Source organism: Kribbella sp. NBC_00382 (assembly GCF_036067295.1).
In the GTDB taxonomy this organism is placed as follows: Bacteria; Actinomycetota; Actinomycetes; order Propionibacteriales; family Kribbellaceae; genus Kribbella.
In genome coordinates this window covers 1,368,347-1,381,771 of record NZ_CP107954.1, presented here as the reverse complement: position 1 = coordinate 1,381,771, position 13,425 = coordinate 1,368,347, and the positions used below count along the sequence as shown (strand labels likewise).

The following is a 13,425-nucleotide window of genomic DNA, read 5'->3' as shown; positions in this document are numbered from 1 at the left end:
CGTGCTCACTCCAGTGCTGTCCGACAATTGGGACCAGATCCGGTCCTGGCAGCTGGCCTCGTACCAGCGCTCCGGCGGGTACGACGCGTTGCGCACCGCGCTGCGGATGCAGCCGGCCGACGTGGTCACCGCGGTCAAGGACTCCGGGCTGCGCGGCCGTGGCGGCGCGGGCTTCCCGACGGGCATGAAGTGGTCGTTCATCCCGCAGGACAACCCGAAGCCGAAGTACCTGGTGGTGAACGCCGACGAGTCCGAGCCGGGCACCTGCAAGGACATCCCGCTGATGCTCGCCTCGCCGCACACGCTGGTCGAGGGCGTCATCATCTCCGCGTACGCGATCAACGCGAACACCGCGTTCATCTACGTGCGCGGTGAGGTGCTGCACGTCGTACGCCGGTTGCAGCAGGCGGTCGCCGAGGCCAAGGAAGCCGGCTTGATCGGCACCAACGTGCTCGGCACCGGCTACGACATCGACGTGATCGTGCACGCCGGCGCCGGCGCGTACATCTGCGGTGAAGAGACCGCGCTGCTCGACTCCCTGGAAGGTCGTCGTGGTCAACCCCGGCTGCGTCCTCCGTTCCCCGCGGTGGCCGGCCTGTACGGCTGCCCCACTGTCATCAACAACGTCGAGTCGATCGCATCCGTTCCCTCGATCATCAACAACGGCGCCGACTGGTTCGGCTCGATGGGCACCGAGAAGTCCAAGGGCCCGACGATCTACTCGCTGTCCGGCCACGTCACCCGGCCGGGTCAGTACGAGGCGCCGATGGGCATCACGCTGCGCCAGCTGCTCGAGCTGGCCGGTGGGGTCCGCGAGGGTCACCAGCTGAAGTTCTGGACCCCGGGTGGGTCCTCGACGCCGCTGCTGACCGCCGAGCACCTCGACGTACCGCTGGACTACGAAGGTGTCTCCGGGGCCGGCTCGCTGCTCGGCACCAAGGCGCTGCAGATCTTCGACGAGACCGTCTGTCCGGTCCGCGCCACGCTGCGCTGGACCGAGTTCTACAAGCACGAGTCCTGTGGCAAGTGCACCCCGTGCCGTGAGGGCACCTGGTGGCTGGTGCAGATCCTGGAGCGGCTCGAGGCCGGCCAGGGCGACGAGGCCGACCTCGAGAAGCTGCTGGACCTGAGCGACAACATCACCGGCCGGTCGTTCTGCGCGCTGGCCGACGGCGCGACCGCGCCGATCACCAGCTCGATCCAGCACTTCAAGGACGACTACCTCGCGCACTTCACGAACGGCGGCTGCCCGTTCGACCCGATGGCGTCCACCGTCTTCGCGACCGCTGGAGCAACCGCATGACGATCCAAGCCAACCCGCCGGCCGGCTCCGCTGTGGAGAAGGTCGACCTGGTGACGGTCACCATCGACGACGTCGAGGTGAAGGTCCCCAAGAACAGCCTGGCGATCCGGGCCGCCGAGCAGATCGGCGTCCAGATCCCGAGGTTCTGCGACCACCCGCTGCTCGACCCGGTCGCGGCCTGCCGTCAGTGCCTCGTCGAGGTCGTTGACGCAGGCAACGGTCGCGGGATGCCGAAGCCGCAGACCTCGTGCTCGCTGACCGTTGCCGACGGCATGGTCATCCGGACCCAGATCTCCTCGCCGGTGGCCGACAAGGCCCAGCAGGGGCAGATGGAGTTCCTGCTGATCAACCACCCGCTGGACTGCCCGGTCTGCGACAAGGGTGGCGAGTGCCCGCTGCAGAACCAGGCGATGACGAACGGCCGGGGGGAGAGCCGCTTCGAGGGTGTGAAGCGGACGTACCCGAAGCCGATCAACATCTCCGCGCAGGTGCTGCTGGACCGCGAGCGCTGCGTGCTCTGCGCCCGCTGCACCCGGTTCTCCCAGCAGATCGCCGGTGACCCGTTCATCGAGCTGCTCGAGCGCGGGGCCCTGCAGCAGGTCGGCATCTACGAGAAGGAGCCCTTCGAGAGCTACTTCTCCGGCAACGCGATCCAGATCTGCCCGGTCGGCGCGCTGACCAGCGCGGCGTACCGGTTCCGGTCCCGCCCGTTCGACCTCGTCTCGGTGCCTTCGATCGCCGAGCACGACGCGTCCGGTGCGGCGATCCGGATCGACTACCGGCGCGGCAAGGTGATGCGCCGGCTGGCCGGTGACGACCCCGAGGTCAACGAGGAGTGGATCTCCGACCGGGACCGGTTCGCGTTCAACTACGCGAACACCGGCGACCGGCTGACCCACCCGCTGATCCGCGAGGACGGCGAGCTGCGGGCCGCTTCCTGGCCGGAGGCGCTGGACTTCGCGGCGAAGAGGCTCGTCGCCGCGAAGGGCAACGCCGCGGTACTGACCGGTGGCCGGCTGACGCTCGAGGACGCTTACGCCTACTCGAAGTTCGCCCGGGTCGCCCTCGGCACCAACGACATCGACTTCCGGTCCCGGCCGTACTCCTCCGAGGAGGCCGACTTCCTGGCCGCCGCGGTGGCGGGCACCGGGCTCGGCACGACGTTCGCCGATCTGGAGAACGCTTCGTCGGTACTGCTCGTGGGCTTCGAGCCCGAGGAGGAGTCGCCGTCGGTCTTCCTGCGGCTGCGCAAGGGTGTCAAGAAGAACGGCACCCAGGTCTTCACGGTCGCGCCGTTCGGATCGCGCGGGATCGAGAAGCTGTCGGGCGTCGTCGTCCAGAGCAGCCCGGGCACCGAGGCCGCCGTACTGAGCGACCTTCGCGGTACCGGTGAGACCGGCGCGCTGGCGCAGGACGCGCTCGGCGCCAACTCGATCATCATCGTCGGCGAGCGGCTCGCATCCGTTCAGGGTGCGTACTCCGCCGCGCTGCGGCTCGCGCTGGACACCGGGGCCCAGCTGGTCTGGATCCCGCGTCGTGCGGGCGACCGTGGTGCGCTCGACGCCGGCTGCCTGCCGGGTCTGCTGCCGGGCGGTCGCCTGGTGTCGGACGCGGCCGCGCGGGTCGACCTGCAGGCCGCCTGGGGCGTCGAGAACCTGCCCAGCACGGCCGGCAAGGACATCGGCGAGATCCTCGCCGCGGCCGGCTCGCTGCAGGCGCTGGTCGTCGCGGGTGTCGAGATCGACGACCTGCCGGACCCGGCGGCTGCACTGGCTGCACTGGCCGCCGCGCCGTTCGTGGTCAGCTTCGAGGTCCGCAACTCGCAGGTGACCGAGTACGCCGACGTCATCTTCCCGGTGGTACCGCCGGCGGAGAAGGACGGCACCTTCGTCAACTGGGAGGGCCGCGAGCGGTCGTTCCCGGTCGTCCTCAAGGTGGCGGCCGCGATGCCGGATGTCCGGGCACTGGCCGCACTGGCCCAGGAGATGGGCTCGCCGCTCGGCTTCAGCACCCCGCACGGGGCGAAGAAGGAGTTCGACGAGCTCGGCCGCTGGGACGGCGACCGGGCCGGCGAACCGACGTACCAGGCCGGTCCGGCGCTCGGCGCGTTCGACTCGACCCGGCTGGCCACCTGGCGGATGCTGATCGACGACAGCCGCGGCAACGACGGTGAGCCGCACCTGGTCGCGACCGCCCGCCGGCCGGTGGCGCGGATCTCGCTGACCACGGCCCACCGGGTCGGCGTGAACGACGGCGACGAGCTCGTGGTGAGCACCGACGCCGGCTCGATCCGGTTGCCGGTGGCGATCACCGCGATGACCGACAACGTCGTCTGGCTGCCGGCCAACTCGGCCGACTCGCACGTCCGACGCTCGCTGCATGCCGATCACGGCTCGATCGTGACCATTGCCGGAGGGAACGCATGATGTCCATCCCGCTCGCCCTGCCGCTGGCGCCGCCACCGGATGCGGGGGTCGGCAACGACCCCTGGTGGGTGGTGCTGATCAAGGTACTGCTGATCTTCGTCTTCCTGATCGTGCTGACGCTCTTCAACATCTGGTTGGAGCGCCGGGTCGTGGCCTACATGCAGAACCGGATCGGGCCGAACGTGCACGGCCCGTTCGGTCTGCTCCAGTCGCTGGCCGACGGCATGAAGCTGATGTTCAAGGAAGACCTGATGCCGAAGGGCGTGGACAAGTTCGTCTACGTCGCGGCGCCGGTGATCGTCTCGATCCCGGCCTTCCTGACCTTCGCCGTGATCCCGTTCGGGCCGACGGTGAAGATCCCGTTCACCGACACCTACACCCGGTTGCAGCTGACCGATCTGCCGGTCTCGGTGCTCTACGTGATGGCGATCGCCTCGATCGGCATCTACGGCATCGTGCTCGGCGGCTGGTCGTCCAACTCGACCTACTCGCTGCTCGGCGGTCTGCGCTCCAGCGCCCAGATGATCTCGTACGAGGTCGCGATGGGCCTGGCGCTGGTGACGGTGTTCCTGTTCGCCGGCTCGATGTCCACCTCGGACATCGTCGCCGCGCAGGCCTCGCACCAGACCCTGAACCTGTTCGGGGCGCACATCCCGATCCCGGGCTGGTACGCCGTCCTGTTGTTCCCGTCCTTCGTCATCTACGTGATCTCGATGGTCGGCGAGACGAACCGGGCGCCGTTCGACCTGCCGGAGGCCGAGGGCGAGCTGGTGGCCGGCTTCCTGACCGAGTACTCCTCGATGAAGTACGCGATGTTCTTCCTGGCCGAGTACATCAACATGGCGACCGTGTCCGCGCTGGCCACCACGCTGTTCCTGGGCGGCTGGCGGGCGCCCTGGCCGATCTCGATCTGGGACGGCGCGAACTCCGGCTTCTGGCCGGTGCTGTGGTTCGTCGGCAAGATGATGTGCTTCATCTTCATGTACATCTGGCTGCGCGGAACGCTGCCGCGTCTGCGCTACGACCAGTTCATGAAGCTGGGCTGGAAGATCCTGATCCCGGTCTCGCTGGGCTGGATCCTGCTGGTCGCCACGGTCCGCGCGGTCGGCCGTGAGGTGGACAGCGGCAACCAGCGCAACTACCTGCTGGTGGCGGCCGGCATCGTCGCGGCGATCGCGGTGATCTCGATGTTCCTGCCGCAGAAGAAGACCGACCAGCCCGAGCCGGTGGCGAGCGAGGACTTCGACGCCTTCGCCGGCGGCTTCCCAGTGCCACCACCACTCGTCGATTCCACGAGCGAGGACGTTCGTAGCAAGGAAGGCAGCCGTGGCTAGCGTCAAAGAGTCCCTCTGGGATCCGGTCGCCGGATTCGGGGTCACCTTCCGGACGATGTTCCGGAAGACGTTCACCGAGCAGTACCCCTTCGACAAGAAGCCGACCGCGCCTCGCTTCCACGGCCGGCACCAGCTGAACCGCTGGCCCGACGGCCTGGAGAAGTGCATCGGCTGCGAGCTGTGCGCCTGGGCCTGCCCGGCGGACGCGATCTACGTCGAGGGCGCTGACAACACCGAGGGCGGCCGGATGTCGCCCGGTGAGCGCTACGGCCGCGTCTACCAGATCAACTACCTGCGCTGCATCCTCTGCGGCCTGTGCATCGAGGCGTGCCCGACCCGGGCGCTCACGATGACGAACGAGTACGAGCTGGCCGACCGCAGCCGCGAGTCCCTCATCTACGAGAAGAAGGACCTGCTCGCGCCGCTGCTGCCGGGGATGTCCGAGCCGCCGCACGACATGCAGCTCGGCGCCACCGACAAGGACTACTACCGTGGCCTGATCGGCGCCGCGGCTCCGACCGAGGGTGGTGGCGAGAAGTGACCCCGCTCGTCACCGGCGGCCAGGTCGCGTTCTGGATGCTGGCCCCGATCATGGTGCTGGCCGCGATCGCGATGATCCTGGTCCGCAAGGCGGTGCACTCCGCGCTGCTGCTCGCCACCGTGATGATCTGCCTGGCCGTCCAGTACGCGGCACAGGATGCGCCGTTCCTGTTCGCAGTACAGATCATCGTCTACACCGGCGCGATCCTGATGCTGTTCCTGTTCGTCCTGATGCTGGTCGGCGTCGACGCGTCCGACTCGCTGGTCGAGACGATCCGCGGGCAGCGGCTGCTCGCCGGGGTCGCCTTCCTCGGGATCGGCATCCTGCTGGTGTTCGCCGTCGGCAACGCGAAGTACGGCGACCCGGTCGGGCTCGGTCAGGCGCAGCCGGACGGGAACCCGAAGGGGATCGCGCAGCTGCTGTTCGGCAAGTACGTGTTCGCCTTCGAGGTCACCTCGGCGCTGCTGATCACCGCGGCGATGGGCGCGATGATGCTGGCGCACCGCGAGCGGCTGACCAAGAAGCTGACCCAGCGCGACCACGCCGAGGAGCGGATCCGCAAGTACGCCGAGGCCGGCGTGCACCCGGGCCCGCTGCCGACACCTGGTGTGCTGGCCCGGCACAACGCCGTCGACACGCCGGCGCTGCTGCCCGACGGGTCGATCGCACCGACCTCGGTTTCGCGCGTGCTGCAGGCACGTGGCACGGTGTTCCCCGAGACCGAGGAGCGCGAGGACGTCGACCTGGTCCGCGAGATCGCCGACGGCGACGCGGGCGACGAGGTCCCGCCGGAACCCACCGGGACGGATCTCACCGGATTCCGTGAAGGAGATAAGGCGTGAGCACCGAGCCGTACATCGTGCTGTCGGCGATGCTGTTCAGCATCGGGGCGCTGGGCGTGCTCGTCCGGCGGAACGCGATCGTCGTCTTCATGTGCGTGGAGTTGATGCTGAACGCAACGAACCTCGCGTTCGTCAGCTTCGCCCGCCAGCACGGCAACCTCGACGGCCAGATCGCCGCCTTCTTCGTGATGGTGGTGGCCGCGGCCGAGGTCGTGATCGGCCTGGCGATCATCATGGCCATCTTCCGCACCCGTCGCTCGGCCTCGGTCGACGACGCCAACCTGCTCAAGTACTGAGGTCTGAAACCGATGAGTCATGAGCTGACGTGGCTGCTGGTCGCGATCCCGGCGGTGTCCGCGGCGATCCTGCTGCTTGGTGGTAAAGCCACCAACAAGTGGGGTCACCTGCTGGGCACCGCGGCGTCGCTGGCCTCGTTCGTCTGCGGAGTCCTGCTGTTCTTCCAGATGCAGGGCAAGTCCGGCGAAGAGCGGTCCGAGACGATCAAGCTGTTCGAGTGGTTCTCGGTCGGCAGCGTGCATGTGGATGTGACGCTGCTGGTCGACCAGCTGTCGATCCTGTTCGTGTTGCTGATCACGGGTGTCGGATCGCTGATCCACATCTACTCGATCGGCTACATGGAGCACGACGCGCGCAGGCGCCGCTTCTTCGGGTACCTGAACCTGTTCATCGCGTCGATGCTGCTGCTGGTCCTCGCCGCCGACTACCTGCTGGTCTTCGTCGGCTGGGAAGGCGTCGGTCTGGCGTCGTACCTGCTGATCGGGTTCTGGCAGCACAAGCACTCGGCCGCGACCGCCGCGAAGAAGGCGTTCGTGGTGAACCGGGTCGGTGACATCGGCCTGTCGCTCGCGGTGATGAGCATGTGGGCGCTGTTCGGGTCCTCGGCCTTCGCCACCGTGAACGCCGGCGCCGAGCACGTCTCCAGCACCTGGGGCACGCTGCTCGGCCTGATGCTGCTGCTGGCGGCCTGCGGTAAGTCCGCGCAGGTGCCGCTGCAGTCCTGGCTGCTGGACGCGATGGAGGGCCCGACCCCGGTGTCGGCGCTGATCCACGCGGCGACGATGGTCACCGCGGGCGTCTACCTGGTGGTCCGCTCGCACGCGATCTACGAGGTCACCGACGCGGCCTCCACCGCGGTGGTGATCGTCGGCACGGTGACCGCGCTGGCCGGTGCGATCATCGGTTGCGCCAAGGACGACATCAAGAAGGCGCTGGCCGGTTCGACGATGAGCCAGATCGGCTACATGATGCTCGCCGCGGGCCTCGGCCCAGCGGGTTACGTGTTCGCGATCTTCCACCTGCTCACGCACGGCTTCTTCAAGGCCAACATGTTCCTCGGCGCCGGCTCCGTGATGCACGGGATGAACGACGACGTGAACATGCGCCACTACGGCGGCCTGGCGAAGTACATGAAGGTCACCTTCGTGACGTTCGCGTTCGGCTACCTGGCGATCCTCGGCATCCCGCCGTTCGCCGGCTTCTTCAGCAAGGACAAGATCATCGAGGCCGCGTTCGCGGACAACACGGTGATCGGTCTGTGCGCGCTGCTCGGCGCCGGGATCACCGCGTTCTACATGACCCGGTTGATGCTGATGACCTTCTTCGGCGAGAAGCGCTGGGAGAAGGACGTGCACCCGCACGAGTCGCCGGCCGTGATGACCGGCCCGCTGATCATCCTGGCCGCGCTCTCGCTCGGTGGCGGCGCGCTGTACTTCGGCGGCCACTGGATCGTCGACTGGCTGGAGCCGGTCGTCGGTCACGAGGAGGAGCACGCTCCGGTCAGCGCCACCGTGATGACGCTGATCACCCTCGCGGTCGTTGCCGTCGGCATCGTGATCGCGGTACTCCGGTACCGCCGCGACATCCCGCGCGAGGTGCCCGTCCGGGTCTCGCCGGTCACCACCTTCGCCCGCCGTGACCTCTACGGCGACGCGCTGAACGAGGCGGTCCTGATGCGCCCGGGCCAGTACCTCACCCGGACGCTGGTCTGGCTCGACAACCGCGGAGTGGACGGCCTGGTCAACGGCCTGGCCGCACTCTTCGGCGGACTGTCCGGCCGGCTGCGCCGGTTCCAGACGGGCTTCGTCCGTTCCTACGCACTCAGCATGGTCTTCGGCGCCGCATTCGTGGTCGTCGCCCTCCTCGCGGTGAGGTTGTCGTGAAAATCGGTTGGCTGACCCTGACGCTGCTCCTGCCGTTGGTAGGCGCCCTGGCGACGATGGCGGTGCCGAAAGCCAAGGCGCTGCTGTCCAAGCAGGTGGCACTGGTCTTCTCCCTCGTCACGCTGGCACTGACCATCGTGATCGCCGTCGGCTACCACCAGAACGGTGCTGCTGACTACGAGGAGAACCACACCTGGATCAAGGCCTTCGGGGCGCACTACGCGCTCGGGCTGGACGGCGTCGGGATCGTGCTGGTGGTGCTCACCGCGCTGCTCACCCCGATCGTGCTGATCGCCTCCTGGAACGACGCGAAGACCGGTCGCTGGAGTGAGAAGTCCTTCTTCGCCTGGATCCTCGGCCTGGAAGCGCTGTCGATCGGCGTCTTCAGCGCCACCGACGTGTTCCTCTTCTACGTGCTGTTCGAGGCCACGCTGATCCCGATGTACTTCCTGATCGGTGGCTTCGGCGGTCCGCAGCGGTCGTACGCGGCGGTGAAGTTCCTGCTCTACTCGCTGCTCGGCGGTCTGCTGATGCTGGCCTCCGTGGTCGGCCTGTACGTGGTGTCGGCCAAGAACGGTGGCGACCCGTCGTACCTGCTGTCCGACCTGGTCAAGGTCGACATGTCGCAGAACACCGAGCGCTGGCTGTTCCTCGGCTTCTTCTTCGCCTTCGCCGTGAAGGCGCCGATGGTGCCGTTCCACACCTGGCTGCCGGACGCCGCCGCCGAGGCGACCCCCGGTACCTCGGTGCTGCTGGTCGGCATCCTGGACAAGATCGGCACCTTCGGGATGATCCGGTTCTGCCTGGGGCTGTTCCCGGAAGCGTCGAAGTGGGCCACCCCGGTCGTCCTGGTGCTCGCCCTGATCAGCGTCCTGTACGGCGCGCTGGTGGCGATCGGCCAGACCGACATCAAGCGGCTGATCGCCTACACCTCGATCTCGCACTTCGGCTTCATCGTGATGGGCATCTTCGCGCTCACCTCGCAGGGGCTGACCGGGTCGACGCTCTACATGTTCAACCACGGACTCTCCACCGCGGCGCTGTTCCTGGTGGCCGGCTACCTGATCTCGCGGCGCGGTTCGGCCCGGATCGCGGACTACGGCGGCGTCGAGAAGGTGGCTCCGGTCTTGGCCGGCACCTTCCTGTTCGCCGGCCTGTCCAGCCTGGCGCTGCCCGGTCTGTCGCCGTTCATCTCCGAGTTCATGGTGCTGGCCGGAACGTTCAGCAAGCACAAGGTGATCGCGGTGATCGCCGTGCTCGGGATCGTGCTGGCCGCGCTCTACATCCTGATCATGTACCAGCGCCTGATGACCGGCCCGGTGCGTGACGGCATCGAGAAGCTGAAGGACCTGAACTTCCGCGAGGTCTTCGCGATCGCGCCGCTGGTCGTGCTGATCATCGGGTTCGGCATCTACCCGAAGCCGATCGTCGACATCATCAAGCCGGCGGTCGAGTCGACGATGCAGCACGTGGGCGTCACCGACAAGGCCCCGCAGGTTCCCGTGACGGAGGGACAGAAGTGAGTGCAGTTCTGATGCCGCTGGCGGCGCAAGCCCTGCCGCTGGCGGACTTCGTCAAGCCGAAGATCGAGTACAACGAGCTGGCTCCACTGCTCGTCGTCTTCGGCGCGGCGTGTGTCGGCGTACTGGCCGAGGCGTTCGTGCCGCGCCCGGTCCGGCACCTGATCCAGCTGGCGATCGCGCTGATCGGCGTACTGGCGGCCGGTGTCTGGACCGTCGGGCTGATGAACGACAAGAAGGAACTGCTCGCGGCGCAGGGCGCGATCTCGGTGGACGGCCCCGCGCTGTTCACCTGGATCACGCTGCTGGCGCTGACGCTGGTCAGCATCCTGCTGTTCGCCGAGCGCTCGGTCGACGGTGGCTTGTCGGCGTTCGCCGGCCAGGCTGCGGCAGTACCGGGCAGTGAGGCGGAGCGCGAAGGTACTGCGCTGAAGGTCGAGCACACCGAGATCTTCCCGCTGACGCTGTTCGCGGTCGGCGGCATGATGCTGTTCGCCTCGGCCAACGACCTGCTGGTGCTGTTCGTCGCGCTCGAGGTCTTCTCGCTGCCGCTGTACCTGCTCTGCGGGCTGGCGCGCCGTCGCCGGCTGATCTCGCAGGAAGCCGCGATGAAGTACTTCCTGCTCGGCGCCTTCGCCTCGGCCTTCCTGCTCTACGGCATCGCGCTGCTCTACGGGTACGCCGGCACCATGTCGCTCGGCGGCATCTCGGACGCGCTGGCCACCAAGACCGGCGGCGACGCGATCCTGCTGGCCGGTACCGGCCTGATCGGGGTCGGGCTGCTGTTCAAGGTCGGCGCGGTTCCGTTCCACTCGTGGACGCCGGACGTGTACCAGGGTGCGCCGACGCCGGTCACCGGGTTCATGGCGGCCTGCACCAAGATCGCCGCGTTCATCGGGCTGATGCGGGTCTTCTACGTCGCCCTCGGCGGCAGCCGCTGGGACTGGGCGCCGATGATGTGGATCGTCGCGATCCTCACCATGGTGGTCGGCTCGATCGTGGCGCTGACCCAGACCGACGTGAAGCGGATGCTCGCCTACTCGTCGATCGCGCACGCCGGTTTCCTGCTGACCGCGTTCGTCGGGCTCTCGCAGGCCGGCAGTGGGGTCACCCACGGCATCACCTCGACGCAGGCCGTGCTGTTCTACCTGGTCTGCTACGGCTTCCCGACCATCGGCGCCTTCGCGCTGGTGACGCTGGTCCGCGACGCGGGCGGCGAGGCCACCCACCTGTCGCGCTGGGCCGGACTGGGCAAGAAGTCGCCGCTGCTGGCGGGCATCTTCGCCTTCTTCCTGCTCGGCTTCGCCGGCATCCCGCTGACCGCGGGCTTCACCGGCAAGTGGGCCGTGTTCACGGCGGCCTGGACCGGTGGCGCTTGGCCGCTGGTCGTCGTCGCAGTGCTCTGCAGCCTGGTCGCCGCGTTCTTCTACGTCCGCGTGATCGTGCTGATGTTCTTCTCCGACCTGCCGGCTGACGCGCCGGACGTGGCCCTGCCGGGTTGGCAGACCACCACGGCCGTCGCCTTGGGTCTGGCCGCCACGGTGGTCCTCGGTATCGTTCCGGGACCGGTGCTCGACCTGGCTGCCCGGGCGGGTGAGTTCATCCGGTGAGCCCCACCCCGCTGCCGGCCGAGAGCCTGGGCTTCGCGTTCGCCGACGAGGCGCTCGAAGCCCGGATCCGCGCTGGGCTGGTCAAGGTCGAGCAGGCGCTGCGCGACTCCGCGCAGTCCGAGGCGCCGTTCGTCACCGAGGCCGTCCAGCACGTGATGGTTGCCGGCGGCAAGCGGTTCCGGCCGTTGCTGGTGCTGCTCGCCGCGGAGCTCGGTCCTTCGGCCGGGTCCTCTGAGGTGATTGACGCGGCTGTGGTGGTCGAGCTGACCCATGTGGCGACGCTCTACCACGACGACGTGATGGACGAGGCTGCGCTGCGTCGTGGCTCGTCGACGGCCAATGCTCGCTGGGACAACTCGGTGGCGATCCTGGCGGGGGACTGGCTGTTCGCCCGTGCCTCCGACCTGGTCGCTTCGCTGGGGCCTGAGGCGGTTCGGATTCAGTCGCGGACCTTCGGACGATTGGTCGAGGGTCAGATCCGGGAGACCTTGGGTGTCGCGGAGGGACAGGATCCGCTCGCGCATTACCTGTCGGTGGTCGCGGACAAGACCGGGTCGCTGATTGCTACGTCGGCTTTGTTCGGGGCTCGCTTCGCGGGTGCTTCGGCGGAGGTACAGGAGACTGTTCGGGCGTTCGGGGAGGAGATCGGGCAGGCTTTCCAGCTGGCCGACGACATCCTCGACATCATGTCCGAGGAGTCGGGCAAGACTCCTGGGACGGATCTGCGTGAGGGTGTTCCGACGCTGCCGGTGTTGATCTTCCGGGCGCAGGCTGACCCGTCGTCGCCGACGGATGCGCGGCTGCTCGAGTTGCTTGACTCTGATCTGACGGATGACGCTCGGCTGGCTGAGGCTCTTGGGTTGTTGCGGTCGCATCCGTCGCTTCAGCAGGCTGAGGATGACGTGCGGCGGCGCGCGGATGATGCTCGCAAGTTGCTGTCGGATCTTCCGGAGGGGCCGGGGCGGTCAGCTCTGGAGTCGCTCTGCGATCTGGTGGTCACCCGCTCGGTCTGAGCGGGTTCCTGCGGCTTGGTCTGCTTCGCGGCTGAAGGTGATTCGGGTCAGGCGGTCGGCTTGGGCGCGGGTCAAGATTGTTGCGGAGGTTGCCCCGGGCACTACTTGCCCGGGGTCGGTGACCGCTAGTTCTCGTAGTACCGGCCAGCGGCGGCTGTGGGTCTCCATGCTGCCTTGCCGGACGACGCGGTCGCGCTGATGTTGGCCTAGGCGGGCCACGTCGACTGGTACGTCGAGCATGAGCAGGTGGACCGGCCGGCCAGCTAGTTGGGCTGCTCGGCCGATCAGTTGCCTGGACAGTGGTTTCGTTGCGCAGTCGTGGATTACCAGGGGGCCGCTGGTGCGCATGGCTCGGAGTACGCGGGCGTAGTGGGTCAGGTGGAGGGCCGGGCGCCAGACGGCGTACGGGATTTTGCGGAGTACTGGCTTCCAGCGGTTGCGGATCGGTTCGGAGTCGAGCACCTGGACGGCGCCGGGCTCCGGGAAGAGTCGTCTGAGCAGGGTGCTCTTGCCGGAGCCGGGGATGCCGGCCAGTACGACGATCGCATCCGCTGGATAGCGCAGCTCGGTGCGGTGAGCGTCTTGGTGGATTCTCGGTGGGATCAGCAGCGTGGTCACAGGGAGCCTCCTTCGGCGTTCCCGCAATCCTCTCCGCC

11 protein-coding genes are annotated in these 13,425 nt (G+C 67.9%); 10 read left to right on the top strand and 1 reads right to left on the bottom strand.

From position 1 onward, the window contains the following. The first annotated feature begins 1 nt into the window (after position 1). The 10 genes from nuoF to OHA70_RS06865 are packed head-to-tail and all read left to right on the top strand — an operon-like array spanning position 2 to position 12,769. A complete protein-coding gene (gene nuoF, locus OHA70_RS06910; protein WP_442913872.1) occupies positions 2-1,303 on the top strand; it encodes an NADH-quinone oxidoreductase subunit NuoF in 1,302 nt (433 codons plus the stop codon). Beyond that, the gene (locus OHA70_RS06905) at positions 1,300-3,729 is read left to right on the top strand and encodes an NADH-quinone oxidoreductase subunit G (RefSeq protein WP_328329748.1); all 2,430 of its coding nucleotides are present in this window, start codon (positions 1,300-1,302) and stop codon (positions 3,727-3,729) included. Before nuoF ends, OHA70_RS06905 begins: the two co-directional genes overlap by 4 nt. Then, on the top strand, positions 3,726-5,063 hold the full coding sequence (gene nuoH, locus OHA70_RS06900) for an NADH-quinone oxidoreductase subunit NuoH (RefSeq protein ID WP_328329746.1): 1,338 nt from the start codon (positions 3,726-3,728) through the stop codon (positions 5,061-5,063). The genes OHA70_RS06905 and nuoH overlap by 4 nt, the downstream gene beginning before the upstream one ends. Next, positions 5,056-5,604 (top strand): NADH-quinone oxidoreductase subunit NuoI, encoded by a 549-nt coding sequence (nuoI, locus tag OHA70_RS06895; protein WP_328329744.1) that lies wholly within the window; start codon positions 5,056-5,058, stop codon positions 5,602-5,604. The genes nuoH and nuoI overlap by 8 nt, the downstream gene beginning before the upstream one ends. Positions 5,605-5,639: 35 nt before the next feature. Beyond that, positions 5,640-6,446, top strand: a complete 807-nt coding sequence (locus tag OHA70_RS06890) for an NADH-quinone oxidoreductase subunit J (protein WP_328335040.1) — start codon at positions 5,640-5,642, stop codon at positions 6,444-6,446. Then, positions 6,443-6,742: an NADH-quinone oxidoreductase subunit NuoK gene (gene nuoK / locus OHA70_RS06885; RefSeq protein WP_185448440.1), complete on the top strand. Its 300-nt coding sequence runs from the start codon at positions 6,443-6,445 to the stop codon at positions 6,740-6,742. The genes OHA70_RS06890 and nuoK overlap by 4 nt, the downstream gene beginning before the upstream one ends. 12 nt (positions 6,743-6,754) lie before the next feature. Further along, positions 6,755-8,626, top strand: a complete 1,872-nt coding sequence (gene nuoL, locus OHA70_RS06880) for an NADH-quinone oxidoreductase subunit L (protein ID WP_328329740.1) — start codon at positions 6,755-6,757, stop codon at positions 8,624-8,626. Beyond that, complete coding sequence (locus tag OHA70_RS06875) at positions 8,623-10,149, top strand: NADH-quinone oxidoreductase subunit M (RefSeq protein ID WP_328329738.1); 1,527 nt, start codon at positions 8,623-8,625, stop codon at positions 10,147-10,149. The genes nuoL and OHA70_RS06875 overlap by 4 nt, the downstream gene beginning before the upstream one ends. 11 nt (positions 10,150-10,160) lie before the next feature. Continuing rightward, positions 10,161-11,756: an NADH-quinone oxidoreductase subunit NuoN gene (gene nuoN, locus OHA70_RS06870; protein WP_328335038.1), complete on the top strand. Its 1,596-nt coding sequence runs from the start codon at positions 10,161-10,163 to the stop codon at positions 11,754-11,756. After that, a complete protein-coding gene (locus OHA70_RS06865; protein WP_328329735.1) occupies positions 11,753-12,769 on the top strand; it encodes a polyprenyl synthetase family protein in 1,017 nt (338 codons plus the stop codon). The genes nuoN and OHA70_RS06865 overlap by 4 nt, the downstream gene beginning before the upstream one ends. Here the strand turns inward: OHA70_RS06865 and OHA70_RS06860 are convergent. After that, positions 12,722-13,387, bottom strand: a complete 666-nt coding sequence (locus tag OHA70_RS06860; RefSeq protein WP_328329733.1) for an AAA family ATPase — start codon at positions 13,385-13,387, stop codon at positions 12,722-12,724. The genes OHA70_RS06865 and OHA70_RS06860 overlap by 48 nt on opposite strands. Between the last annotated feature and the right edge of the window lie 38 nt (positions 13,388-13,425).